Raw genomic sequence first — 25662 nt, 5'->3', positions numbered from 1 at the left:
CGCCGCGGACTCGCCTCTTGCGCCCGCGGCATCCCCATTGCTGAGTCGCGGCCATGTCCGTCGCTCCGCGCCTCCGACCTGCGCCCGCCGTTCTCGCGGCCATCGCCCTCAGCCTCGCGTGCGTTCAGGGCGCGCGCGCCCCCAACGTCCCGCCCCGAGGGACGCTCGCTCCCGGAGCGCTCGATGTGGGCGGAAAGGCCGCGGCAGGGCCGTTCGCGGTGGTGTTCGGCGCGCCCCGCGGGCAGACCACGAGCCCCGCCGAGATCAGCCTGGTCTTCAACCGGCCGATGCGGTCGCTCGATCTCGCGGGCAGCGAGGCCGCGGCGCCCGCGGTCCTGAAGCCGTCCGCGCCTGGAAGCTGGCGCTGGGTCGGCACGAGCGGCCTCACGTTCGTCCCCGAAGGGCGCCTGCCGCGCGGCACCGAGTTCACCGTCGAGGTACCTGCGGGCACCCGCGCGCTCGACGGCAGCGCGCTCGCCGAGCCGTACTCGTTCACCTTCCGCACCGAGTTGCCAGCGGTCGCGCGCGTCGAACCGTGGTCGGGCAAGGACGACCTCAAGCCGGACGCGCGGTTCGAGCTGCGGTTCAACCAGCCGGTCGACACCGCCGAGATCGCGCGGCGCGCGTCCCTCACGGTGGGCGATAGAAAAGACAAGGTGGCGTTCGATGTGCGGCGCCCCGACGCGAAGAACGAGATGCTCGCCGAACTCGTCCCCCGCGCGCCGCTGCCGCGCGACAGCGAGATCGAGATCGCCGTGGCGGAGGGCCTCCGCGGCCGTGAGGGGCCGCTGCCGGCGGGCGAGGAGCAGCGGTTCACGTACCGCACCTACGGGCCGCTCCGAGCGCTGCGCCCCCAGTGCGATCGCGACACGCCGCAGGGGCGCTGCGCGGCCGACGGCGGGTTCACGCTCGCGTTCTCGAACCCCATCAAGTTCGCGGACGCGAAGCGGGCGATCTCGGTGGAGCCCGCCGTCAAGCTGCTGTGGCCGTCGTGGATCGAGGACGACGAGCCCACGAGCCACATCCCCCTCGGCGGCGCCTTCGCCCCGGGTCGCAGCTACCGGGTGCGCGTGGCCGCCGGGCTGCGCGACGTGCACGGGCAGGCGCTCGCCGGCGTCGTCACCGAGGAGATCGCCTTCGACGATCGCTGGCCCGAGGCGCAGATCGGCCTCGTCGGGAGCGTGTTCGAGCCGGCCCAGCGGCGCGAGATCCCGGTCGTGTCCGTGAACGTGCGCGAGCTCTCGCTCGCCGTCGGCGCGATGACCGAGGAGATGATCCTCGCGCTCCAGGGCGATCCGCACAGCCCGGGGCGCAGCCCGAAGATGAGCGAGATCGCGGCGCTGCCCTCCGGCAAGCAGACGGTCCTGCGCCCGGCCGCCGCGACCAACACGCCGGCGACGCACCTCGTGCGCGCCGCCGAGGTGCTGGGCGGCGAGGGCAAGCGCGGGCCGCTCGCGATCGGGATCAGCTACACCAGCCGGCCCGGGACGCGGCACGCGCGCGCCACCTCCGAGGCGGTCATCGCGCAGGTGACCGACCTCGGGATCAGCGCGAAGGTCTCGCCGAGCGGCTCGCTCGTGTGGGTGACGCGCCTGTCGACGGGCGCGCCGGTGCCCGGGGCGCGCGTGTGGATCCGGGCACCGGGCGCGCCCGCGCCCGCGGCGGTGGCGACCGACGCAGAGGGGTTCGCGATGGTCCCCGCGACGGCGCACGGTCCGGAGGCGACGACGACGCTCGGGCGCAGCGTGGTCTTCGCGCGCGCGGGCGACGACTGGACGTACCGGAGCGTCGCCGACTCGCTCAACGGGTGGCGCTTCGGCGCGCCGTCCGACTTCAGCGAGCCGCGCCCGTTCGGGATGATGTTCTCCGATCGCGGCATCTACCGGCCAGGCGACACGGTGCGTGTGAAGGGGATCTTCCGCGAGGAGGGCGCGCGCGGGGCGAGGACGCCGGCCGGCAAGAGCGTCGCGTTCAAGGTGGAGGGGCCCGACGGCGAGGCGCTGGTCTCGCTCTCCCCGACGCTCGGCGCCTTCGGCACGTTCTCGGCCGACGTGAAGATCCCCGAGAGCGCGCGGCTCGGCACGTACAGCCTCGCCGCCACGGTCCAGGGCGGCGAGGCGGGGTGGCCGGACGTGTGGGGCAGCGTCGAGGTCGCCGAGTACCGCCCCGCCGAGTTCAAGGTCGGCGTCGAGAGCGACAGGCCCAGCTATGTCCGCGGCGACAAGGCGCGCTGGACCGCGCGCGGCGATTACCTGTTCGGGGCGCCGATGACGAACGCGGAGGCATCGCTCTCCGTGACGCGCGCGCCGGCGTCGTTCTCGCCGCCGGGGATCGAGGGGTTCACGGTCCGCGAGGACGAGCTCACCGGCGCGCTGCGGGACCAGGCGCCGCGCGAGTTCGAGGTGCAGAGCGCGCGCGAGAAGCTCGACGCGGCCGGGCAGGCGGCGATCGGCGCGGCGCTCTCCATGCCGGGGCAGCGCGGCACCGAGCTCGTCACGTGCGAGGCGTCGGTGACCGACGTGTCGCGGCAGGCGATCGCCGGGAGCTCGACGGCGCTCGTGCACCCGGCCGAGTTCTACGTCGCCCTCAAGGAGCCCGAGCGCTTCGCGAAGGCGGGCGACGTGCTGCGGCCGGAGATCCTCGCGGTCGATCCGAAGGGGGCGCGCGTGGCGCAGGTCGCGGTCCGGGTCGAGCTCGTGCACCGCACGTGGACGCTCGCGCGAGAGGAGAGCGGCAGCGCGTACCGCAGCGTGAGCGCGCCTGTCGACAAGGTCGTCGCGCGGTGCGGCGTCACGACGGCGGCGGCGCCGCGGAGCTGCGAGCTCACGGTCCCGTCGGGGGGCTATTACCTCCTGCACGCGACGGCCAGGGACCGCCGCGGCAACCCCGTCGGCGCCGCCGCCGGGGTCTACGCGCTCGGCGAGGGCGGCGGGGGCTTCGGCGACAGCGACGAGCTCAAGGTCGACCTCGTGCCCGACCGCGACAGCTACGAGATCGGGCAAACGGCGCGCCTCATCGTGAAGTCGCCGTTCGCGTCCGCCGACGCGCTGGTCACGGTCGAGCGCGCCGGCATCTCCACGCACCGGAAGGTGACGCTGTCGGGCGCCATGCCCGTGATCGACGTCCCGATCACGGAGGACCTCCGGCCGAACGCCTTCGTCTCGGTGCTGCTCCTGCGCGGGCGGACGAAGCCGCAGCCCGCGCCGGGGAAGGGCGGGGTGCCTGGGCCCGACGTCGGCGCGCCGGCGTTCCGCCTCGGCTACGCGCCGCTCCGCGTGAACCCGGAGGCGCAGCGGCTCGCGGTGCGCGTCCGCGCCGACAAGGCGGACGCGCGCCCCGGCGATCCGATCCGCGTGGACGTCGACGTCCGCGATCGCGCCGGCCAGCCGGCCCGCGCGGAGGTCACCCTCTACGCCGTGGACGAGGGCGTGCTGTCGCTGACGGGGTACACGACGCCGGATCCGATCCCCGTGTTCGGCGCGCCGCGCCCCTTGAAGGTGGCGACGATCGAGACGCGTGAGGCGCTCGCCCGCGTGCGCAACCCGTTCGCGGACCTCGGCGCCGACAAGGGGCGCGCGGGCGGCGGCGGCGCCGAGGGCGGCACCGGTGTGCGCCGCGATTTTCGCCAGAGCGCCTACTACAACCCCGCGCTCGTCACCGACGCCTCCGGGCAGGTGCACGCGAGCTTCAAGCTGCCGGACTCGCTCACGACGTACCGGGTCATGGCGGTCGTGGCCGCCGAGGACGATCGCTTCGGCTACGGCGAGTCCAGGGTGACCGCGAGCCGCCCGCTCATGGCCCGGCCCGCGCTGCCCCGCTTCCTCCGCGCGGGCGACGCGATCGACGCGGGGGTGGTCGTGACCTCGAAGGGGCTCGGGAAGCCGGCGACGGTCGAGGTGGAGGTCACCGCGTCGGGGCTGACGCTCGCGGGCAGCGCCAAGCGTACGGTCGAGCTTGCCCCGGGCGGGTCGGCCGAGGTCCGCTTCGCGCTCTCGGCGCCGCGGGCAGGTCCCGCGACGCTGCGCTTCCGCGCGACCGGCGGCGGCGCGTCGGACGTTGTCGAGGTGAACCGCGAGATCAAGGCGCCCATGGCGCCGGAGGCCGTGGCGCTCTACGGCGACACGACGACCGCGAGCGCGGAGCGGCTCGGGGACCTGTCGGCGATCCGCGACGACACGGGCGGGCTCACCGTGAGCCTCGCGCCGACCGCGCTCGTGGGCCTCGGCGGCGGCGTGGAGCAGCTCCTCGAGTACCCGTACGGCTGCACCGAGCAGCTGACGAGCCGGATGGTGCCGCTCCTGTCGCTGCGCGATCTCGCGAAGGCCTACGGGATCGCGCTGCCGAAGGATCTCACGGCCGTCATCGGCAAGACGGTCCGGGAGATCGTCTCGCACCAGCGCGGGGACGGGGGCTTCGGCTTCTTCGCCGAGTCGGACGGCGCGGACCTGTGGACCACGGCGTACGCGCTGTGGGGCCTCACCGAGGCCAGGCGCTACGGGGTCGCGGTCCCGCCCGACGCGGTGGAGCGCGCGACGTCGTACCTGCGCCAGGAGCTCAACCGGATCGGCGCCGACCCGCTCCTCCGGGCGACGGCGCCGTTCCTCGTCGACGTCCTCGCGTCGAGCGGCGCCCCCGACCCCGGGCGCGTGAGCCAGCTGTTCGACGAGCGCGACAAGCTGCCGCTCTTCTCGAAGGCGCTCCTCGCGCACGCGATGGTGATCGGCAAGAGTGACAGGGGGTCCGTGGATCAGCTCGTCCGCGAGCTCGAGGGCGCGCTGCGCCTCGACGGTCCGGTCGCGCGGGCCGTCGACAACCACGGCGACGCGTACGCGGTCCTCATGGACTCCGAGGCTCGCACCTCGGCGCTCGTGCTGCGCGCGCTGCTGGCGGCGCGGCCGGCGCACCCGCTCGCGCCGCGGCTCGCGGCGGGGTTGCTCGCGGATCGCCGCGGCGGCACGTGGCGCAGCACGCAGGAGACGGCCTGGGCGCTGCTCGCGCTCGATCAGTACCGCAAGGCGCAGGAGAAGACGGCCCCGGACTTCGACGCGCGGGTGTTCCTGGGGCAGGCGGAGCTGTTCTCCGCGCCGTTCCACGGCCCCACGACGGAGCAGGTCAAGACGTCGATCCCCGCGGCGCGGCTCGCGAGCGCCGCGGGCGCGCCGCTCGCGTTCGCGGTCGACGGGCGCGGCCGCCTGTTCTACGAGGCGCGGCTCCGCTACGCGCGCAAGCAGCTCCCGACGGCGGCGCTCGACCGCGGCTTCTTCGTCGAGAAGTCGCTCCGCGCGCTCGCTCCCGAGGACCTCGCCGCCGTCGTCGGCGGCGCGACGACGTCGAGCGAGCGCGCGGCCCCCGCGTCCGTCGCGTTCGCCGGCGGCGACCTCGTGCTCGGCGAGATCGTCGTGGTGACGCCCTCTCCGCGCGACTTCGTGGTCATCGACGATCCGCTGCCGGCCGGCCTCGAGGCGGTCGACGCGCGGCTCGCGACGTCCGCGCGCTCGCTCGACGTCGACGCGGCCGAGGCTCAGGCCGAGGCGGATGACGCCGACGTCGATCAGGACGACGAGCGCGCGACAGGCCGCGTCTACGACCCGAGCCGCTTCGTCCGCGAGATCCGCGACGATCGCGTCCTGTTCTTCGTCGAGCACATGGCCGCCGGGATGTACCGGTACCGGTACCTCGCGCGCGCCACCACGCTCGGCTCGTTCGTGGTCCCGCCCGCGCGCGCGGAGGAGATGTACAGCCCCGAGGTCTTCGGCCGGACAGGCGCCGTCACGGTCCAGGTCTCCAGCCGAGGGCCGGACGCGGCGCCGCGTCCGCGCTGAGCCGTGAACGCGCACTCCCCGCCCGGGCCCGGCCGCGCGGCGCGGTGGCTCGCGCGCCTCGGCCCGCGCGCGCGGCGGATCCTGCGCCGCGCGGCGCAGATCGCGCTCGCCCTCGCCGTCGCGCCGTGGCTCCTGCTCGCCGCCCTCGCGGCGCTCACGCCGCTGCCCCCGGAGCTCGGGGCGACCGAGGACCACGCCGTGTCCACGGTCCTCCTCGACCGCCACGGCACGGTGCTCCGCGAGCTCCGCGCTGGAGACGGCGCGCGGGCGCGCTGGCTTCCGCTCTCCGAGGCCGGCGATCGCATCCAGCGCGCGCTCCTGGCCGCGGAGGACAAGCGGTTCGCGCGCCACCCCGGCGTCGATCCGATCGCGATCGCGCGCGCCATCGGCCAGCTCGCAGCCGAGCGGCGCGTCGTCTCGGGCGGGTCCACGATCACGCAGCAGCTCGCGCGCACGCTCGTGCCGCGCCCCCGCACAGCGCGCGGCAAGCTCGGCGAGGCCGCGCTCGCGCTGCGCATCGAGGCGTCGCTCTCGAAGCGCGAGATCCTCGAGCAGTACCTGAACCGCGTCGCGTTCGGCCCGGGCCTGCGCGGGGTCGAGGCGGCGAGCCGCTTCTACTTCGACAAGCCCACGCGCGACCTGTCGCTCGCCGAGGCCGCCGCGCTCGCCAGCATGCCGCGCGGCCCGGCGCTGTACGATCCGCGACGCGGCACCGGGCCGCTCGAGCGCCGCAGGAACCGCGTCCTCGATCGCATGCTCGCGGCCGGCCTCGCCGGCGAGGCCGAGGTGGCCCGCGCCCGCGCGGAGCCCATCGCGCTCGCCCCGAAGGGGGGCGGCCTCGGAGCGCCGCACCTCGTCCGCGCCGTGCTCGGCGGCACCCTGGGCCCGGGCGCGGGCCTTCACGCCGAGGGCCCCGGCGCCGCGTCACCCCTCGTCCGGGCGACCTCGATCACCCTGACGATCGACCGCGGCCTCCAGCGCGAGATCGAGGTCCTCGCGCAGCAGACAGTCCGCGGCCTCTCGGAACGCGACGTCGGCGCGGCGGCGGTTGTGGTGATCGAGAACGCGACCGGCGAGATCCTCGCGTACGTCGGCTCGCACGACATCGACGACGCCGCCGGGCTCGGCCACAACGACGGCGTCCTCGCGCTGCGCCAGCCCGGCTCCGCGCTGAAGCCGTTCGTCTACGAGCTCGCGATGGAGCAGCTCGGGTTCACCGCCGCGACCGTCCTGCCCGACGTCGAGCTCTCGTTCCCGACGGCGGACGGAAACTACGCGCCGCGGAACTACGACGGCCGCTTCCACGGCCCCGTCCGCCTGCGGGATGCGCTTGCCAATTCCTACAACGTCCCTGCGGTCTGGGCGGCGGCCGCGCTCGGCCCCGAGCGCGTCATCGCGCGGCTCCGTGAGCTCGGCCTCCGCTCGCTCGATCGCGAGCCGTCGCGCTACGGCGTCGCCGTCGCGCTCGGCGACGGCGAGGTCCGCCTGGTCGACCTCGCGAACGCCTACGCCACGCTCGCGCGGGGAGGCCTTTACCTGCCGGTGCGCGCGGTGCGCTCGTTCGCCCCCTCGTCGCCTCCCTCGCCCTCCTCGCAAGCGGCCTCTCCCGTGTCGCCCGCGCGCAGCGGGAGCGACGCGCCCGCCGAGCCGCCCGAGCGCGGCGCGCGCGTCCTCGACGCCGCGCGCGCCCGGGTGATCGTCGACATCCTCGCCGACGACAGGGCGCGGCTCGCGTCGTTCGGCGAGGGCAACGCGCTCGATCTCCCGTTCCCCGTGGCCGCGAAGACGGGCACGTCGAAGGGCTTCCGCGACAACGTCGCGGTCGGCTTCACGCCCGACGTCACCGTCGCCGTCTGGGTCGGCAACTTCGACGGCTCGCCCATGGGCGGCGTCAGCGGCATCACCGGCGCGGGCCCGCTGTTCCGCGACGCCATGCTCGCCGCCGCGCGCGTCCGGCCGCCGCGCCCGTTCGATCCGCCCGATCCCGAGCAGCTCGCCGAGGTCGAGGTCTGCGCGCTGTCCGGCATGAGGCCGACCGCCGCGTGCCCGCACCGCCGCCACGAGCTCCTCCCGCGCGGCGACGCCGCGGCGCTCTCGCCGTGCGACATGCACGAGGCCGTGCGCATCGATCGCCGCAACGGTCTGCGCGCCGGGGCCTGCCTCGACGCGGCGGTCGAGGAGCGCGTCTTCGAGCGCTACGACGCGGAGCTCACCGCCTGGGCGCGCGCCGCCGGCCGCCCCCTCGCGCCCGAGGCGGCGTCGCCCCTCTGCGGCGCGCTCGCCGGGCTCGACGGCGCGCCCGGCGCTCCTCCGACCGGCGCCGGCGCGCGCGTCCGCGTCGCGTACCCGCCCGACGGCGCCCGGTTCGTCCTCGACCCCTCGATCAACTCGCTGCAGGCGATCCGGCTGCGCGCCGACGTTCCTCCGGGCGTGCCCCGCGTGCGCTTCGTGCTCGACGGGCGCCCCATCGAGGTCGGCTCGCCGTTCGCGCTCGACTGGCCGCTCGTCGCCGGCGCGCACCGGCTCCGCATCGACGCGGACGGAGCCGCAGCCAGCGAGGAGATCGCGTTCTCGGTGGAGTGAGCGGCGGGCGAAGCGACATCCCGTCTCCTCACCCGCCGGCTCCGATGAAGTCACCCGCGCTTCAGACGATGGCGTCGACCGCGGCGCGGCGCGCCGCCCGCGGGCCACGTCACCCGAAGATGGGCAGGTCTTCTTCCTCGGAGAGCGGGAATCGCTCGACGAGCGGATCGTCCGCGATCCCCGCCAGCTTGCGCAGCGCCTTGTGGATGTGCCCCGGCTTGAGCCGGACGCCCCCCTCCTTGGGCGCGAGCGTGACCGGATCGACATCGAGCGGGTTGTGCCGGTCGTCCGTCGCGCCGATCACCCGGTTCCCCGCGATGCCTGCGCCGGCCAGGATCATGCTGGTGATGTTCCAGTGGTCCTTGCCGTTGCCCTCGTTGTAGCCCGGAGTCCGCCCGAAGTCCGAGCCCACGACGAGGACGATCCGGTCCGCGATGCCCTGCTCCTCCGCGGCGGTCAGGATGAAGTCGATCCCGTCGCAGATCTCGGTGAGCCGCGGGATGTGGTTGTCGTCGTGGTTCCCGTGGGTGTCGAACCCGCCCACCGACAGGTTGGCGCTCACGCAGATGCCGGCGCGGTAGGCCGCGAGCGCGACCTGCGCTTGCCGCCGCAGCGACGCCCTCTCGAACTCCGCGGGCAGGTACTGGATGAGCTGCTTGAGCTCGTTCTGCCCGACGCGCGAGGTGAAGAGCGTGCTCATCGCCTCCTTGACGTGGGGCAGCCGCTGCTGCTCGAGCTTCGCCGCGTGCCGCGCCTGCCGCGCCTCCAGGATCCGCGTCATCGTGGCGTCGGTGTGGTACTGCTCGCGGTTCTCTTCGTTCCCCGGATCGATCCTGTTCGGATAGGCGAGCCGCTGCAGCAGGCCGGTGTCGGGTATGCGGGTGACGGCCACGACGTTCGCCGTCGCGTCGTAGCCGCCGTTGCTGATGAACCCCATCGGCAGCGCGCCGCCGTGGACGCCGGCCACGAGCGCCGCGAAGCCCGGTTTGCCCTCGCGGAGCGTGCCGCACCACGTGTTGCGCACGCCGGCGTCGTGGCTGTTCGTCCCGGTGTCGATGCCGTTGATGACGAGCAGCTTGCTGTAATGCTTCTCGAAGAACGCGTCATTGCCGCCGACCGGCGCGTACTTGAGATTGCCGGCGGTCCCGATCGCCTCGCGCAGGTAGCTGCGGTTCATCGCTTGCCGCGTCTTCTGCTCCTCTTCGTCCGTCGCGCCCTTGGGATCGCAGAGGCTCGTCGGGTCCCAGCCGCCGCTCGCGTGGATGTGGACCCAGAGGGGGCCCTCGTAGGGGCCGGCCGCGGCGGCGTCCCTCGACAGGACGCCCCCTGCGACGACGCCGAGGCCCGCCATAGATGCCAGTTTGAGGAAATCTCGACGTTCCATGGCTGCTCCTACTGGTAAAGAAACCTGAAGTCCGAAAGGAGATAGGTCATGACGCTCATCCACGCGCGGATCGTGTAGTTCTCGTCGCGCGTGAGCTTCTGATCGTCGGGGAGCCCCTCTCGAGTCCAGTAGTCGTTGTGCACCTGGCAGGGGCCGGGCAGCGATTTCGAGAGCCGGCCCTCCTCGCCCTCCGGCTTCGCCATGCCCGCCTTGCCCTCCTCCCACGTCTCGAGGAAGACCTTGTACGTCCGCTCGATCTCGGGATCACCGAGCTCCAGCGACTCGCCCAGCACCCGCTTGTGCAGGTACTGGATGTTCTGCTTGATCCCCTCGACGGCCGGCAGCACGTCGAAGTCGTTCGTGTCCCGCGGCTCGAACGTCGTCTCGACGTACGGGAAGAGGAGCCGCTCCTCCTGCGGCAGGTAGAGATCGCGCGGCACCGCGACGCACGCCATCTCGTTCGCCATCCGGTCGGCGATGTTGGCCATGATCCCGTTCGGCTCCGTGATCCGCTGGATCACGTCCTGCGAGTCGATGCCGCCGTACAGCATGCGGTAGGCGTCGCGCCGGAGCAGGAAGTCGTAACGGACGCCGTCGTCCTCGAACGCCCGCGGGCGCCACGGATACCCCGTCACCGCCCAGATCTTCCGGTGCAGCTGCTCGGGCCCGAGGAACCGCGTGCCGCCGAGCTGCGTGAGCGCCTCGCCCCGGGACGCCTGCGCCACGTTGCGCGCCCGGAAATAGGGGCTCTTGACGATGGCCTTGACGACCGTCTTCAGGTTGTAGCCGCTGTCGGCGAAGTCGTGCGCCATCGTGTTGAACGCATGGTACTGGGCGAGGTACGCCCGGAACTTGGCGTTGAACTCCGGATCTTCGTTGGTCGGCGCGACGAGCGGCTGTTGCCCGGTGAGGCCGCTGTACATCGTGTAGACCGCCGAGAGCGCGAAGCGGGGGTCGTCGGCGACCCGCTTCGCCACCCACGAGAGCGCGCTCGGGAACTCGCTGAACGGCACCGATTCGGCGCCGAAGCCCGGCGGACGCATGTCCTCGTACCAGGTGTCGTCCTCCTTGTACCGGCCCGCGGAGTCGAAGCTGTGGAACCCGCCTGACAGCGGGTCCAGGGCGGCGTGGCAGACGGTGCACGCCGCGTTGTTCATCGTCGGGTTGAAGTCGGTGATCTTCGTCTGATCGAGCGGCTGCTCGGCCGTCTTCAGGATGTCGGTGCCGAGGAAGAACTGATAGACCATCCTCGCGCGGTGGCGGTTCCTGTTGGTGTTCGTCGTCGGGTGCCTGGACAGGAAGACGGGGGAGGTGAGCACGCCGGCGAGCGGGATCGGATCGCGCTTCGCTGGGACGAACTCGTCCGGATCCGCGTCGTTCTTGAACTCGGCCGTCACGCCGTACGCCCTGGCGGAGAAGGGGCTCACGACCGTGTAGTCCGCGGTGAGGACCTCCTTGAAGGACCTGTCGTTCCGCACGATGTAGGCGATGAGCTCGAGCGGCTCCCTCCCGACGGCCCGGTTCGTCCAGCTCTTCAGCTTGTTGGCGACGTCCTCCAGGTCCCGCGCGCCGTACCTCGCGACCAGCGCCGGATCCTGAGGGAGGCTGTTGTACCACTTCGGATCGTACGCGTCGCTCCGCAGCAGATCGACGGCCTCCTCGCCGTTCAGATAACGATCGGTGAGGAAGAGATCGTTGTAGATCTCCTTCAGCCGCACATAGAACGTCTCCTCGGTGAGCATCTGGTCCAGGATCGGATCCAGCGCGGCCATGCCGCTCTGCGCGACGGCCTCCTCCTCGGCCTCGGTCGGCAGGCGCCCGGCGAGCTCGAGGCTCGCCGTGCGGAGCGTCTCCACGGGCCCGCTCATCACCACGCCGGCGAAGGACGCGTTGACGTCCGTCTCGCAGGACGACGGCTCCTTCGTGCGCTCCACCATCGCCCGGAGCGCCTCGACCTCGGGGCTGTCCGAGGCGAGGACCTGGCCGCCGCCGTGCTCGATGGCCTTCGTGGGCTTGAGGAGGACGTACGACTCGCCGCCGAGCTCGAGCCCGGCGAGCGACTTGAACGTCGCGAGGTTCTTGTCGAGGAACCCCGCCTCGCTGCTCCCGGCGAGGATCAGCTTGGATTCCGCCGCCTGCCCCTGCGGGTTATGGCAGCCGATGCATTTCGTCGAGAGGATGGGGACCCACACCTTCTCGGCGAAGAATTGCTCGTCGGAGATGCACGGGCCTTCGGCCTCGCTGCTGCAACCGGTGGACACGGACGCGAGCGCGCTCGCGCCCGCGGAGAGCCCCAGGAGCCCCAGGGCCGTCGCGGCGCGCTTCCGGAGTGACCATCCTATTCTCGGCATAAGCATCCTCGCCGGGAGCGCTCGCGCGACTCCCACGTTGAGGGGACCGGGAGAGCGGAGCCCCGAACCGCGTTGAAAGAACCACACACCGACAGCCCTATCGCAGGGCGCCTCCGCCCCGCGATGGTCGGGTCCTCGTTCATCGACCATCGACACCCGATGAGGCGAGCTGGACGAACGCCCGCTTCATCGCTTGCGTAGACCACGTACTCTAACCTCTCGAGGGCCTCTCCCGCTATGCGCTCAGCACATCGCTTGATCAGAATTTCTCGTCGCTCATGTCAATTCCTCTAGCAATTGTGAAGTTTTGCGACGAGAGGCTGCGGCTCCTCCGGAAGGCACGTACCCGGTGCGCCCAGGTGGGCGCTCGCTGCCGTGGGCGGGCGGAGCGTGCGTGGATGTGGTCAAGACCAGGGAAATCGAATAACCGTTGGATATGAGCTCGACGAGGGATGCGACCCGCGCTCGCGCGGTTCAGTGGTTTGTTCGCGGCGGCACGCTGCGGTCGACGGGCCGGGATCCCGTCAAGATCGGCATCGCGCCGATCGTGGTGGGGCGCGATCTGAGCTGCGGTGTGGTCGTCGACGATCCGGAGGTCAGCTCGACGCATTGCGATCTTCGCGCGGAGGGGCCGGGCGTGCTCGTCCGCGATCTCGGCAGCAAGAATGGGACGTTCGTGTCGACGGTCCGCATCCGCGAGGCGATCTTGACGGCCGCGTGCGCCATCCAGATCGGCGGCTCGGTGCTGAGCTTCGAGCCGCTCGACAAGGAGCGCGTCGACGTCGGCTTCGACGAGAGCTTCGGCCCGCTGATCGGCGCCTCGCCGCGGATGCGCCACCTGTTCCGCCTGCTGCGCGAGGTGGCCTCGACGGAGCTCTCGCTGCTCATCACCGGGGAGACGGGCACGGGCAAGGAGCTCGCGGCGCAGGCGATCCATGACGTCTCGAGCCGGCGCGGCGGCCCGTTCGTCGTCGTCGACTGCGCCTCGCTGCCGGGCGCGCTCGCCGAGAGCTTCCTCTTCGGGCACGAGCGCGGCGCCTTCCCCGGGGCGAACGATCGGAGGAGCGGCGCCTTCCACGAGGCGAACGGCGGGACGATCTTCCTCGACGAGCTGGGCGAGCTGCCGCCCGATCTCCAGCCGAAGCTGCTGCGCGCGCTCACCGAGCAGAAGGTGAAGCGCGTCGGGTCGCGGATCTACGAGCCCGTCGACGTGCGGATCATCGGGGCGACGCGCCGCGACCTCGGCCGCAGCATGAACACCGGGCGCTTCCGGAGCGATCTCTTCTTCCGGATCGCCCAGATGCGCATCGAGCTGCCGCCGCTCCGCGAGCGGCGGGAGGACATCCCGCTGCTCGTCGAGCGCGTCTGCGAGCGCCTGGGGTGCCCCGAGCGCGCCGTGGAGATGGTCAATCTCATCACCACGACGCTCGGCCAGCACGATTTCCCCGGCAACGTCCGCGAGCTCATGAACGTCACCAGCGTGGCCGCGAGCCTGCCGCCCGGGGCCGAGGCGATCGCCTCGATCCTGCCGCTCGAGGGCGGCGGCGACGTGGTCGTGCCGACGTCGGCGTTCGGCGAGGCGAAGCGGAGCGCCGTCGCGGCGTTCGAGCAGCGTTACTTCAGCGAGCTGATCCGCGCGACGGGCGGCAATGTCAGCGAGATGGCGCGCCGCGCGGGCATGGAGCGCCACCACGTGCGGATGTTCTTGAGGAAGCACGGGCTCACCGCGAAGCAGTGAGGGCTCGGCGCGGCGAGGGCGCGGAGCAGCGAGGGCGCCGAGCGTGCCCTAGGCGCCGCCCGCGCCGCCGCTCCCGGTCGGTCCGCCGCCCGCGCCGCCGCTGCCGGCCGGGTCGCCGCCCGCGCCGCCGCTGCCGGCCGGGTCGCCGCCCGCGCCGCTGCCCGTCGTGGCCGCGGCCGTGGTCGTGGCCGGGCCCCCGCCGCAGCGCTCCACGCCGCGGCAATCCGCGCAGGAGCAACCCTCGAAGTACTCCGCGCACGAGCCGTTGTCCGTGCAGTGATCCGTGCACCGCGGGGTGCCCGTGCAGTCCGGGCAGGTGCAATCCTCGTTGACGTTGCACCCCTCGGCGTCGTTGCACCCGCGCCTCGGGCTGCAGGCCGCGACGGTGCCCGCGCAGTCCTGGCAGGTGCAATCCTCGCCGTCGGTGGCGTCCGGCCGCATGTCGCAGGCGCCGTCGTCGTTGCAGCGGCCGAGGCAGCTCGCCGTGTCGGAGCAGTCGGGGCAGCTGCAGCTCTCGGGGACCTGGGCGAGGATCGTACACCGCCCATCCGGGCTGCCGCCGAAGCAGCCGAAGCCGAGCGAGCCGCCGGCGCCGGCGACCGTGGCCGCCACCGTCGTCGAGGTCGTGTCGGTCGCTTCATTGCTCGAGCAGCCGCCGCTCGCGGCGAGCCCGAAGACGATGGAGGAGGCGAGGAGTGCAAGAAAGGCGCGCATGTCCGGCAGCATCCCTCTCCAGCGCGCGTCACGTCAACACCGCACGTCGCGCTGCGCCAGGAAGGCGCTCAGCGGAATGCCACGCTCCTGTCCGCCGTCTTCGCGCGGACGGCCGCGCGCTCGCGCACGAGGAACTCGCGCACCGCGGCGTCCAGGCGCGGATGCGCGATGTGGTGCGCGCTGTGGGTGACGCTCGGCGCGAAGCCGCGAACGAGCTTGTGCGACCCCCCTGCGCCCGGCTCGAAGCGGCGCAGTCCCCGGGCGATGCAGTCCTCGACCGGGTGATAATAGCAGACGTTGAAATGCAGGAACGGGCGCTCCTCCGATGCGCCCCAGTAACGGCCATAGAGCGTCGTGGGCCCGGCGAGGTTGAGCGCGCCCGCGATGGGGCGTTTGCCTTCCCGCGCGAGGACGATCTCGACGCCTCCCTGGGCCCCGCCGCCGCGCAGCCGGGCCGTGATCTCCTCGAAGAAGGCGCGGTTCAGGTACTGCCGGCCCCAGGCGAACTTCTCCACGGTGGAGACGTAGAAGCCGAACATGGCATCGACGATCTCCGGCGTGATCTCCGCGCCGCGCAGCGTATCGATCGACAGCCCCTGCCTCGTGGACTCGCGCATTTCGCGCCGGATCTGGTGCCGCCGCTTCGCGTTGAAGCGCGCGAGGAAGTCGTCGAGCGTCTGATACCCCTCGTTCTCGAACTGGAACTGGACGCCGCAGCGGTGCGCCATGGCGGCGTCGGAGAGGGCGGCGGCCTCGTCCTCGGTCGGGAACAGGACATGGGCGCTCGAGATGCGGCTCCGCGCGACCAGCTTGCGGAGCGTCTCCGCGAGGACGGGGAGGAGCGCCGGGCGGTCCTCCGGCCGCCGCACGAGCAGCCGCGGCGTCGTCGCGGGCGTGAACGGCACCGCGACGACGAGCTTCGGGTAGTACGGCGCGCCGATCTGGTGGGACGCAGAGGCCCAGCCGTGGTCGAAGACGAACTCTCCCTCGCTGTTGTCCTTGAGGTAGGCGGGCGCCGCGGCGAGCAGCGCCCCCTCGGCCCGGAGCGTGATGTGGTGGGGCAGCCAGCCCGCCTCCTCGCCCACGCACCCCGTCCGCTCGAGCGCGTCGAACCACGCCCAGGTCAGGAACGGCGCCTCGCTCACCCCGTGGAGCGCGTTCCACTCGCTCTCCGGGATGTCGCGGATGGTGTCGTGGACGTGCGCTTCAAGCTCCATGGCCGATCATAGCAGCGCGCGTCGCGCCGCCTGGTCGGCTCACGAGATCCTGGATCGACCGCGCGCCGGAGCGGGCCACGAGGTCCGACAGCCCGCGCGCGATCGCGGCGGGGAGGAGGGGGCCGCCGTAGATGAAGCCCGTGTAGATCTGCACGAGGTCGGCCCCGGCCTGGAGCTGGTCCATCGCGTGCTCCGCCGACTCGATGCCCCCGGCGCCGATCACCGTGACGTTGCTCCCGAGGCGCGCGCGGATGCGCCGCACCATCGCGAGCGAGCGCTGCCGGAGGGGCGGGCCGCTCAGCCCGCCGGCGCCCATCGCCTCGACGGCCTCCGGGCTCGTCGCGAGCCCGTCGCGCCGCACGGTCGTGTTGGTCGCGATGACGCCGGCGAGGCCGACCTCCTCGACCACGGCGAGCAGCGCCTCGAGCTCCTCGTCGCCGAGGTCCGGGGCGACCTTGATGAGCAGCGGCAGCGGCGCCCCGGCCGCGCGGTTCTCCCGCGCGATCGCGGAGAGCAGCGCCCGCGCGATCGCCGGCCCCTGCATCACGCGGAGGTCCTTCGTGTTCGGCGACGACACGTTGATCACGACGAAGTCGGCCGCGCGCCGCGCCTCCCGGAAGCTCGCGAGGTAGTCGTCGATCGCGGGCTCGATGGGATCGAGCGGCGCGACCCTGGACTTGCCGATCGAGATGCCCACCGGCACGCCCACGGCCGCCGCGCCGCCGCGGCCGAGGAGCCGCTCCGTGACGCGGGCCGCGCCCTGGTTCGGGAAGCCGAGCCGGTTGATGAGCGCCCGGTCGGCCGGCAGCCGGAAGAGGTTCGGCGGCGGGTTCGCGGCCTGCGGCTGCGCCGTGACGGTGCCGAGCTCGACGAAGCCGAACCCGAGGGCGGCGAGCGCGCGGGCCCGGCGCGCATCCTTGTCGAAGCCGCCCGCCACGCCGAGCGGGGACGGGAAGTCGAGCCCCATGGCGCGCACCGCGATGCGCCCGTCCCGGGGCGCGAGGCGGGCGTGCACGAGGGCGCGGAGCGGCGCTGCGTGCTCGAGCGGGGCGAGCGCGAGCATGCCGAGCTCGTGCGCAAGGCTGGTCGGCAGCGCGAAGAGGAGCGGTCGGACGAGGCGGTACATCGGGGCGCGTCTCCGTTGCGGGTTGCGGCGTGCGGCGCGCGGCGTCGGAGGGAGGTCCTGCGAGCGGCGCGGTGGTGGCGGATACCATGGCGCACCGGCCGCGTGGGCCGCCATCTCGGCGTGCGGCGTGAGCGAGCGCGTCCGCGCACGGAGGCGCTCGCCGGCGCGCCGGGCGGGGCCCGGCTGCTCTGCTAGACTCCGCGCCTTCCATGACGTCCCCCGAGATCCTCGATCGCCCAGGCGATCCCAGGCCACTGACCGACCTTGGCGAGCGCTTCGCGAGGAGCGCGGACGAGATGGCGGCGCTGCGCGAGCGCGGCGTCGCGGCCGCCCGCGACCTCGGCGTGTTCATCGATCGCTCGCCGACGCCGTACCACGCCGTGCGCGAGGTCGCCTCGCGGCTCGTGGCGGCCGGCTTCTCGGAGCTCGGGGAGCGCGACGCGTGGGCGGTCGCTCCGGGCGATCGCCGCTTCGTCATCCGGGGCGGGTCGACGATCGTCGCGTTCGTGGTCGGGGCCGAGCACCCGGCGCTCGGCGGCTTTCGCGTGATCGGCGCGCACACCGACTCGCCGAACCTCCGGGTGAAGCCGAGCGCCGAGCTGTCGCGGAGCGGCTACCAGCAGCTCGGGGTCGAGGTCTACGGCGGCGTCCTGTACTCGACCTGGCTCGACCGCGATCTCAGCGTGGCCGGCCGCGTCCACGTGCGCAGGGACGGGCGGATCGAGCGCCTCCTCGTCGACCTGGGCCGGCCGGTCGCCCGCGTCCCGAACCTCGCGATCCACCTGAACCGCGGGGTCAACTCCGAGGGGCTCGTGCTGAACGCGCAGAAGCACCTCGTGCCCGTGATCGGCCTCGGCAGGGAGGCCGATCTCAACGCCCTGCTCGCGCGCGCGGTCGACGCGCCGCGCGACGCTATCCTCGGCTTCGATCTCTGCCTGTACGACACGCTCAAGGCGTCGCTCGGCGGCCTCTCCGACGAGTTCATCTTCGCGTCCCGCCTGGACAACCTCGCGAGCTGCCACGCCGCGACGGCCGCGCTGATCGGCGCCGCTCCTTCCGCCGCGACGCGCGTCATCGCGCTCTACGACCACGAGGAGTGCGGCAGCCGGAGCGCCGTGGGGGCGGCGGGGAGCGTCCTCCGCGACGTGCTCGCGCGGATCGTCGACGTCTACCCGGCGCGCGAGCCGCAGGCGTTCGCCCGCGCGATGGCCGGGTCGCTGCTCGTCTCGGCGGACATGGCGCACGCGGTGCACCCGAACTACGCCGATCAGCACGAGCCGCGCCACGCCCCGCAGATCAACCGCGGGCTCGTGATCAAGTCGAACGTGAACCAGTCCTATGCGACCGACGGCGCGACGGCCGCCGCGCTCGAGGCGCTCTGTCACGACGTGGGCTACGCCCCCCAGCGCTTCGTCGTTCGCAGCGATCTCCCCTGCGGCAGCACGATCGGCCCGATCACCGCGGCCTCGCTCGGCATCGCCACGGTCGACGTCGGCGCGCCGATGCTCAGCATGCACTCCTGCCGCGAGATGGCCGGCACGCTCGACGTCCACCTCTCTATAGAGACCTACCGCCGCGCGCTTTCATGAGCGTCTTCCAGATCCGCGCTTCGCTGAAACTCCAGCACAACGCGGCGCGGCGGTCACCCGCACAGGAGACGGGTCCAGATCGGCGTTTTCGGCGCGCAGGCGTGCTCCAGCACGCCGAGCACCGAAAACGTCGAGATGGGCCCGTATCCGCAGCGGGTGACCGCTGCGCCTAGCGGCCGCGGGTGTCGTGGGAGAGGAGCGTGAAGCCGATGAGCTTGTAGAGGAGGCGGGCGCCGACGTTGCCGTCCCAGTCGTCGTTGTCGTCCTTCGGCGCGACCTCGTTCAGGTCGAAGCCCACGATGCGCCGGCCGCTCTTCTGGATGCGGCCGATCAGGGCGACGGCTTGCTGGAACGTCAGGCCGCCGGGGACGGGCGTGCCGGTGCTCGGGCACAGCGTCGGATCGAGGCCGTCGATATCGAAGGTCACATAGACGTCGTCGGGGAGATCCTCCACGATCGAGTCGGCGATCAGGTGGAACGGCTCCCCCTCGAAGAGCCGATCGGCGATCGATGCGTCGATGTGGGCCACGATGCGCCCGTTCGACTCGCGGATGAACCGGAGCTCGTCTTCGCTCATGTCGCGCAGCCCGACCTGGACGATCCGCGGGATCTTCGGGTGGTTCGTCGCGACGTTGTGCATGATCGAAGCGTGGGAGTCGGTGAATCCCTCGTACGCGTTGCGGAGATCGGCGTGCGCGTCGATGTGCAGGATCCCCATTCCCGGGTAACGCGCGGCGTGCGCCGCGATCGCGCCGTAGGGGGAGGAGTGGTCGCCGCCGATGACACCGACGAGCTTGCCCCGCTCCATCCATCTCATGGCGATCTCCGTGACGCGCTCGTTCAGCCGGCGAGACAGCGCGTTGACCGCCGCGAGGCGCGCCTCCAGGTCCCGGTCGCCGGCGACCTCGCCGTGCGCCGCGATCACCGGTTCGGCCGCCGCGGACGCCTCCGCGTTCCAGCGCACGATGTCCGGATCGACGTCGAGCATCGCGATGCCCTGCTCGTACGGTCTGCCCGTGTGCAGGTCGAAGAGGTCGACCTGCCGGCTGGCCCGCAGGATCGCCCCCGGGCCTTTGGCGGCGCCGCGGCGGTAGGACACCGTCGGCTCCCACGGCACCGGGACGAGGACCACCCGGGCGTCCTCGGCAGTGTGTGGCAGCCCGTAAATCCCGTTTCCGATGGCGGGACCGTTGGGATCGAAACCGAGAGGGGATGAGCTCACGCGGCCACGTTGGCGGTTCGCGACCAGGTCGTCAAGCGCGAGCCGCCTCCGGCCCAGCGCACGCCGGAGCGCGCCGGAGCGCGCCGGAGCGCTCCACCGCACGCGCCGCCGAGCACCGGCGGAGCGGCTTCCTCACCGGCACACCGGCGGAGCGGCTCCCACGCCTGCACACCGATGCGAGGTGCGTAGAGACGATCGCACCGAGCGCGAGACATCGGCGTGAAACACGGATGTCGGGTGAGGATGGCGCGACGCGCGCGTCGGAAATGCAACTTCTGGCTTCCAGCTGCGACGAAATGCGCTAGGAAGAGCGCCGAGAAGATGGGCCGCTGCGCCCGTCCGGGCCGGCCAGCGCTGCTCGGCGCTGCCGGTCGGTCCGGCGCGCGGTCCTGGTAGTAGCCGCGAAGAACAGCCATGCTCCGGTACCGCGCCGATATCAAGACGCTCCTCTTCGTCGCGACGTATTTCGTGCTCGTGACGCTGCAATGGGTCTACGCGCCGCGCGCGCTATGGCTCGCGATTCCGCTCCTCGCCGCGACGTGCGTGCTCTCGTTCCTCGGAGCGGTCGCGACCCACAACGCGGTCCATTGCCCGGTGTTCCGGCGGCGATGGATGAACCGCGCGTTCCAGCTCGCGCTCACGCTCACCTACGGGCACCCCGTCAGCGCCTACGTCCCGGGCCACAACCTCAGCCACCACAAGTACACGCAGTCCTCGCGCGACGTGATGCGGACGACGAAGGTGCGCTATCGGTGGAACCTGCTGAACGGCCTCTTTTTCATGAGCCGCGTGGTCCGGGACATCCTGCCCGCCGACATGCGCTACTTCAAGGCGATGTACCGACGGAACCCGCCGTGGTTCCGTCAGATGCTGATCGAGTCGGCGGTCTTCCTCGGCGCGATGGGGGCCCTGCTCGCGCTCGACTGGCAGAAGTTCCTCCTCTACGTCCTGATCCCGCACCAGTATGCCGCGTGGGGGATCGTGACCATGAACTACCTCCAGCACGACGGCTGCGACGAGAGCAGCGAGTACAACCACTCGCGCAACTTCGTCGGCCGCGTGGTCAACTGGTGGACGTACAACAACGGCTTCCACTCCATCCATCACATGGAGCCGGGCCTCCACTGGAGCCTTCTTCCCGCCGAGCACGCGAGGCGCGTGGCGCCCTTCATCCACCCGGGCCTCGACCAGCCGTCGCTCCTCGCCTACCTCTTCCGCAGCTTCGTCTGGCCTGGCAAGCGCCTGCGCTACGACGGCGCCCCGGTCGTGCTCCCGCCGGAGGAGCCCGACGAGGAATGGATCCCTGGCCCGAAGGAGACGCCCAGCGACGTCTCGCTGGGCGCGATCGCGCCCGGCTGAACCGCCGGCACCTGCCCCGCGCTGGAGGCTCGGCGCCGCCCTCCTGGGGCGGCGCGCCGGGCGCTTGACCGAGTTCTGCGGGGGGTGGGGCCACGCCGGCGTGGCGCGCGCGGTCCTGCGGCGCCTGGACGCCTCCCGAGAGGCACCTCGCGGCGACGATCGGGAGGCCAGGGTCGTGGCCGTCGCGAGGGGGCAGGGGGCTGGCCCGGCGCCGGGGGCGCCGGGCCCTTCGCGTCCCCCGGTCAGCGCGGCTGATTCTCCCGCGGCTGGTCTCCCCGCGACTCGCCGCCCCGGCGGCCGATCTCGGCCATGTGCTGGCGATCGCCGCTCACGGCCTCGCCGCCTTTGCGGCCGATCTCGGCCATGTGGGCCCGGTCCTGGCTCACGCGCTCGCCGCCCCGGCGACCGATCTCGGCCATGTGCTTGCGGTTCTGGCTGACGACCTCGCCGCCCTTCTTGCCGGCGGCGCGGGCCTCGTCGCGCGTGAACTCGTGCGCCGTGCCCTTCTCGTGGGCTGCCTTCCCGCCCTTGCTGGCGATCTTGCGCTGACGCTCCTCGTCCATGGCAGCGAAGCCGCGCTGCTGCCGCTCGTTGGCAGCTCGCTGCGACGCTGACGAAGGCGGGGGTTCGCTCGGCGAGGCCCCTCTCTCCTCCTGCCCCTCCTCACTCCTGGAAATCATACGATCATCCATGCTCGCCATCATCCTCTCCTTACGGTTGGCTCGCTCGATTCAGGTCTCCGAACGGGGCCTGCGAGCCGGTAAAAGACGGCGTTCCCCCCGTCCCCTCCCGGGCCGGTCGAGACCGGCGATGGCCGCTCTCTTCCGGTGCTGGTCGGGGAGCGGCGTTCGCCGTCCCCTTCCGGCGCTGGTCGGGGAGCGGCGTTCGCCGTCCCCTCCCGGTGCTGGTCGGGGAGCGGCGTTCACCGCCTCCCTCCCAGCTGCGGAAAGGCCGACAGACCCTTTCCGCGAAGGCCTGTTGTGCCGGGCGGAACAACGTCAAGCGGGCTGAAGGTTGGGACGCGACGAATTAGGGGGAGGTTCACCGAGCGTGTTTTGGAAACAGCGGCGAACCTGGAAATACCGAGAACGTCGTGCTCCCGCAGCGAGTCAAGCCCTCTTGGCGAAATCCCGCATGAACGCCGTGAGGCGCTCCACCGATGCAACGGGTACTGCGTTGTAGATCGAAACCCGGATACCCCCGGTCGACCTGTGTCCGGCGAGCCCCACCATACCCTCCTTTGCGGCCTCGGCGACGAAGCGTTTTTCCATCTCCTCGCTGGCCAGCCGGAACACCACGTTCATGAACGAGCGGCTCTCCTTCTCGACCGGCGCCCGGAAGACGTCCGGATGCGCGTCGATGGTTTCGTACAGCAGCTCACCCTTCTTGCGATTCCGTCGCTCGACCTCCTCGAGCCCACCGATCTCAAGCGTATACGCGAGCACGTTGCGCATGAGGTAGATTGCGAATGTCGGAGGTGTGTTGTAGAGCGAGTTGTTGGCAGCGTAAGTGGCATAACGGAAAATGACGGGAATGTCTTTTCGCGCGCTGTCAACGAGATCCTTGCGGGCGATCACGACCGTGATCCCGCTCGGCCCGATGTTCTTCTGGGCACCGGCGTAAACCAGGGCAAACCTGGAGATATCCATCTTGCGCCACAGGATGTCGGACGACATATCCGCGACGAGCGGCACGTCGCCCGTATCGGGCAGCCAGTGCCACTGGGTGCCGAACAGCGTGTTGTTCGTCGTCATGTGGACGTAGGCGGCGTTCGGATCGAGCGAGAGCTCTCCCTGGTGGGGGATGCGGGTGTACCGCTTGTCGACGGCTGTGCTCCCGGCCACGCGCACCGTCCCGACGCGCTTCGCCTCCTCCAGCGCCTTCTCCGACCAGCCGCCGGTCAGGATGTAATCGGCGCTCCTGCCGGGCGGCAGGAGGTTCATCGGCACGACCGCGAACTGCATGGCCGCGCCGCCCTGCATGAACAGCACGTGGTAGTCGTCGGTCAGGCCGAGCAGCTGTCGGAGCAGCGAGATCGCCTCGTTGTGCACCGCCTCGAACGCTTTGCCGCGGTGGCTGTGCTCCATGATCGACATGCCCGTCCCCTCGAAATCGAGGAGCTCGCGCTGCGCGCGCTCGAGGGCGGGGAGGGGGAGCCCGGCAGGGCCGGCGTTGAAGTTGTGGACACGCGCCATGGTGCTTCTCCTGAGGTTCAAGTCGGCGATTCCTGATGCCGCCGTATCGGCCGTATACCACGGGGGGCACCGCCTCCGCCGGACGGGCCGAGCAGGAGCGCAGCCGCGGCGGATGGAGCCGCGCCGGGTCCGGCGCCTCGGACCTGCCCGCGGCCGCGATCTGGGCTAAATTCACCGCTCCGGAGGGCGAGTGATGCTGGTGACCCGCGAAGAGATGGCGTTCGATTTCCAGGGCGCCAGGCTCGATCCCGTCAAGGACAAGGACGTGATCGTCTGGGCCGTGCAGCAGTTCCTCTACGGGGAGATCACGGGCGTCCAGATAGGGCACTGGCTCTACAACGCCCCCGACCTGGAGTCCGCGCGCTTCCTCGCGCGCCAGGCCGTCGAGGAGTTCCAGCACGTCGGCAACTTCCTCCGCATCCTCGAGATCCTGGGCGCGCCGCCGGACAAGGCCGCCTGGAGCGTGCGCTTCCTCGCGACCGGGCTGATGGGCGGGGACTGGGCCGAGCATGTCGCCCTAGAGATGGCCCTCGGCGAGGGGCTCGTCCTCCAGGCCTTCTACGCGATGATCGAGACCGTGGATGAGCCGGAGATCGTCGCCATCCTGAAGCGCGGCGTGCGGCAGGAAGAGCGGCACGTCGACTTCGGCGAGCAGCAGACGAGGAAGGCCATCGCGGGCAGGCCGGCGCTCCGGAGGCGGCTGCTCGGCCTCGCGCTGGTGTCGCTCTGGGGCGTGTCGCGGCTCGAGGCGTTCATGAAGAAGCGCCTGCCGATGGACCACCCGGCGCTCAAGCGCCTGCCCGATCTGGTGCGCCATACGGTGCGGATCGCGGAGCTCCGGCTCATGCGGATCGGCCTGACCGAGGCGCCGATCTCGTCGATGTCGGCCGGCCGCAAGCTCGCGCTGGTGGCGGAGGCGTACGCCGGCAAGCTCGCGCTCGGCCTCGCGTCGTGGGTGCTCTCGGTGCTGCTCTTCCCGCTCCGGCTGCTCGGCCTCGCGGGGCCGAAGCGGCTGACGGACACCTACCTGAGCGATCCCCTGGTCGCGCGCGGCGGTCGCCTCGGCGCTGGCGCGGACGCTGGCACGGACGACGACCCCGGCGACGCCGGTGAGCAGGCGGGCCCGGGCGGCACGCAGGCGGGGCACGGCGCGGCGGCGCGCGCCTGAACGCGAGGTGGAGCGTGCGTGACGGCGAGGACGAGGAGCGAGCCACCTCCGCCGGGGCGGCCTTCGCGGCGGGGCCTCCCGGAGCGTGCCCCGCCGTCTTGCCCGCGTCGCGGGAGCTGCCGCTCTTCGCCGAGCTGCCCGAGCTCTCGGGGCAGGTCCCGTGGCGCCCGCTCGCGCACGCGCCGACGCCGGTCGTCCCGTGCGCCGCGATCGAGGGGTACCTCGGGCGCGGCGGCGTCTGGGTGAAGCGCGACGATCTGATCTCGCCGCTCTACGGCGGCAACAAGGTGCGTCGCTTCGAGTTCCTGCTCGCGGACGCGGAGCGGCGCGGGGCGAGGACGCTCGTCACCGTCGGCGGGCTGGCGTCGACGCAGGTCACCGCCACGGCCCTCTTCGGCCGCGCGCTCGGCTTCGCCGTCACCGCGGTCCTGTTCGATCAGCCGATCACCCGGTTCGGCCGCGGCGCGCTCCTCGCCGACGCGGCCAGCGGCGCCGAGCTCGTCCATGGCGGCGGCTACGCGACCACCGCGGTCCGGGCGATCCGGGCGCTGCGACGGGCCGAGCGGCCATATTTCATCCTGCCAGGCGCCTCGTCCGCCCTCCCGTGCCTCGGCTACGTCGACGCGATGCTCGAGCTCGCGGAGCAGGTCCAGCGCGGCGACGCCCCCCGGCCCGATCGCATCGTCGTCCCCTCGGGGACGGGCGGCACGCTGGCTGGGCTCGCGCTGGGCGCCGCGGTGCTCGGCTGGCCGACCACGATCGTCGGCGTTCGCATCACCGAGCGCATCGCGTCGAACCGCGCCGTCGTCCGGTACGAGATCGGCAGCATGAAGCGCCTGCTCGCCCGGCGCGCGCCGCGCTTCACGCGGCGTCGGCTCCCGCCGGTCCGCTTCGAGATCGATCACCGCGCGATCGGCCCCGGGTACGGCATGCCGACCCCCGCGGCCATCGCCGCGATCCCCGAGGTGGAGCGGCTGATCGGCGTGCCGGGGGAGGTCACGTACAGCGCCAAGGCGCTCGCCGCGCTGCGCGGGATCGCGCAGGAGCGCCCGCGGGAGACCATCCTCCTCTGGCAGACGCTCTCGAGCGCGCGACCGCCGCTCGCGGAGGGCGGCGCGGCGGCGCTCCCGCCGGCGTTCGCGCGGTTCTTCGAGGGGGAGATCGCGTACTGACGGCGCGGCGTGGTCGACGCGC

15 protein-coding genes are annotated in these 25662 nt (G+C 72.3%); 7 read left to right on the top strand and 8 right to left on the bottom strand.

Annotated features, from left to right (window positions below):
* Nucleotides 1-53: 53 nt before the first annotated feature.
* On the top strand, nt 54-5822 hold the full coding sequence (locus tag WMF19_RS25170) for an MG2 domain-containing protein (RefSeq protein ID WP_437901450.1): 5769 nt from the start codon (nt 54-56) through the stop codon (nt 5820-5822).
* A gap of 3 nt (nt 5823-5825) precedes the next feature.
* Nucleotides 5826-8405 carry a penicillin-binding protein 1C gene (gene pbpC, locus WMF19_RS25165; RefSeq protein ID WP_437901449.1) on the top strand — a complete coding sequence of 860 codons (2580 nt, stop codon included), beginning with the start codon at nt 5826-5828 and terminating at the stop codon, nt 8403-8405.
* 109 nt (nt 8406-8514) lie between these two features.
* On the opposite strand, the gene WMF19_RS25160 is transcribed toward pbpC, so the two are convergent.
* Both WMF19_RS25160 and WMF19_RS25155 read right to left on the bottom strand, forming a co-directional pair.
* Nucleotides 8515-9789, bottom strand: a complete 1275-nt coding sequence (locus WMF19_RS25160; RefSeq protein ID WP_437901448.1) for a DUF1501 domain-containing protein — start codon at nt 9787-9789, stop codon at nt 8515-8517.
* 8 nt (nt 9790-9797) lie between these two features.
* Entirely contained in the window at nt 9798-12140 is a 2343-nt protein-coding gene (locus WMF19_RS25155) for a DUF1588 domain-containing protein (RefSeq protein WP_437901447.1), read from the bottom strand.
* Between the two features lie 436 nt (nt 12141-12576).
* On the opposite strand from WMF19_RS25155, the gene WMF19_RS25150 reads away from it, so the two are divergent.
* Complete coding sequence (locus WMF19_RS25150; protein ID WP_437901446.1) at nt 12577-13878, top strand: sigma 54-interacting transcriptional regulator; 1302 nt, start codon at nt 12577-12579, stop codon at nt 13876-13878.
* Between the two features lie 48 nt (nt 13879-13926).
* On the opposite strand, the gene WMF19_RS25145 is transcribed toward WMF19_RS25150, so the two are convergent.
* From WMF19_RS25145 to WMF19_RS25135, 3 genes are all read right to left on the bottom strand, one after another.
* Entirely contained in the window at nt 13927-14592 is a 666-nt protein-coding gene (locus WMF19_RS25145; protein ID WP_437901445.1) for a hypothetical protein, read from the bottom strand.
* 68 nt (nt 14593-14660) lie between these two features.
* Nucleotides 14661-15809, bottom strand: coding sequence for a GNAT family N-acetyltransferase (locus WMF19_RS25140; protein WP_437901444.1), 1149 nt, complete (start codon nt 15807-15809; stop codon nt 14661-14663).
* Nucleotides 15799-16935: a quinone-dependent dihydroorotate dehydrogenase gene (locus WMF19_RS25135; RefSeq protein ID WP_437901443.1), complete on the bottom strand. Its 1137-nt coding sequence runs from the start codon at nt 16933-16935 to the stop codon at nt 15799-15801. Before WMF19_RS25135 ends, WMF19_RS25140 begins: the two co-directional genes overlap by 11 nt.
* A gap of 296 nt (nt 16936-17231) precedes the next feature.
* On the opposite strand from WMF19_RS25135, the gene WMF19_RS25130 reads away from it, so the two are divergent.
* Nucleotides 17232-18524 (top strand): M18 family aminopeptidase, encoded by a 1293-nt coding sequence (locus WMF19_RS25130; protein WP_437901672.1) that lies wholly within the window; start codon nt 17232-17234, stop codon nt 18522-18524.
* A gap of 169 nt (nt 18525-18693) precedes the next feature.
* Here WMF19_RS25130 and WMF19_RS25125 read toward each other — a convergent pair whose 3' ends face one another.
* On the bottom strand, nt 18694-19746 hold the full coding sequence (locus WMF19_RS25125) for an agmatinase family protein (protein ID WP_272093295.1): 1053 nt from the start codon (nt 19744-19746) through the stop codon (nt 18694-18696).
* A 414-nt stretch (nt 19747-20160) separates the two neighbouring features.
* Between WMF19_RS25125 and WMF19_RS25120 the strand changes: the two genes are divergently transcribed.
* Nucleotides 20161-21105 (top strand): fatty acid desaturase family protein, encoded by a 945-nt coding sequence (locus WMF19_RS25120; RefSeq protein WP_437901442.1) that lies wholly within the window; start codon nt 20161-20163, stop codon nt 21103-21105.
* Between the two features lie 242 nt (nt 21106-21347).
* Here the strand turns inward: WMF19_RS25120 and WMF19_RS25115 are convergent, their stop codons facing one another.
* Both WMF19_RS25115 and serC read right to left on the bottom strand, forming a co-directional pair.
* A complete protein-coding gene (locus tag WMF19_RS25115) occupies nt 21348-21668 on the bottom strand; it encodes a KGG domain-containing protein (protein WP_020737259.1) in 321 nt (106 codons plus the stop codon).
* Between the two features lie 546 nt (nt 21669-22214).
* On the bottom strand, nt 22215-23300 hold the full coding sequence (gene serC, locus WMF19_RS25110) for a 3-phosphoserine/phosphohydroxythreonine transaminase (RefSeq protein WP_437331048.1): 1086 nt from the start codon (nt 23298-23300) through the stop codon (nt 22215-22217).
* 193 nt (nt 23301-23493) lie between these two features.
* Here serC and WMF19_RS25105 point away from each other — a divergent pair, with 193 nt between their 5' ends.
* Nucleotides 23494-24468 carry a ferritin-like domain-containing protein gene (locus WMF19_RS25105; protein WP_437901441.1) on the top strand — a complete coding sequence of 325 codons (975 nt, stop codon included), beginning with the start codon at nt 23494-23496 and terminating at the stop codon, nt 24466-24468.
* 14 nt (nt 24469-24482) lie between these two features.
* The gene (locus WMF19_RS25100) at nt 24483-25640 is read left to right on the top strand and encodes a 1-aminocyclopropane-1-carboxylate deaminase/D-cysteine desulfhydrase (protein ID WP_437901440.1); all 1158 of its coding nucleotides are present in this window, start codon (nt 24483-24485) and stop codon (nt 25638-25640) included.
* Nucleotides 25641-25662 lie beyond the last annotated feature (22 nt).

The organism is Sorangium sp. So ce124, assembly GCF_051525235.1.
GTDB classification, from domain to species: domain Bacteria; phylum Myxococcota_A; class Polyangia; order Polyangiales; family Polyangiaceae; genus Sorangium; species Sorangium atrum.
This window is presented reverse-complemented; position numbering and strand designations above follow the sequence as displayed.

Excerpts from the sequence above, each read along its gene's own strand:
- WMF19_RS25150 (WP_437901446.1), top strand. The coding sequence starts at position 12,577 with ATGAGCTCGACGAGGGATGCGACCCGCGCTCGCGCGGTTCAGTGGTTT.
- WMF19_RS25140 (WP_437901444.1), bottom strand. The coding sequence starts at position 15,809 with ATGGAGCTTGAAGCGCACGTCCACGACACCATCCGCGACATCCCGGAG.
- WMF19_RS25155 (WP_437901447.1), bottom strand. The coding sequence starts at position 12,140 with ATGCCGAGAATAGGATGGTCACTCCGGAAGCGCGCCGCGACGGCCCTG.
- WMF19_RS25160 (WP_437901448.1), bottom strand. The coding sequence starts at position 9,789 with ATGGAACGTCGAGATTTCCTCAAACTGGCATCTATGGCGGGCCTCGGC.
- WMF19_RS25105 (WP_437901441.1), top strand. The coding sequence starts at position 23,494 with ATGCTGGTGACCCGCGAAGAGATGGCGTTCGATTTCCAGGGCGCCAGG.
- WMF19_RS25135 (WP_437901443.1), bottom strand. The coding sequence starts at position 16,935 with ATGTACCGCCTCGTCCGACCGCTCCTCTTCGCGCTGCCGACCAGCCTT.
- WMF19_RS25145 (WP_437901445.1), bottom strand. The coding sequence starts at position 14,592 with ATGCGCGCCTTTCTTGCACTCCTCGCCTCCTCCATCGTCTTCGGGCTC.
- WMF19_RS25170 (WP_437901450.1), top strand. The coding sequence starts at position 54 with ATGTCCGTCGCTCCGCGCCTCCGACCTGCGCCCGCCGTTCTCGCGGCC.
- serC (WP_437331048.1), bottom strand. The coding sequence starts at position 23,300 with ATGGCGCGTGTCCACAACTTCAACGCCGGCCCTGCCGGGCTCCCCCTC.
- WMF19_RS25130 (WP_437901672.1), top strand. The coding sequence starts at position 17,232 with ATGGCGGCGCTGCGCGAGCGCGGCGTCGCGGCCGCCCGCGACCTCGGC.
- WMF19_RS25120 (WP_437901442.1), top strand. The coding sequence starts at position 20,161 with ATGCTCCGGTACCGCGCCGATATCAAGACGCTCCTCTTCGTCGCGACG.
- WMF19_RS25115 (WP_020737259.1), bottom strand. The coding sequence starts at position 21,668 with ATGGACGAGGAGCGTCAGCGCAAGATCGCCAGCAAGGGCGGGAAGGCA.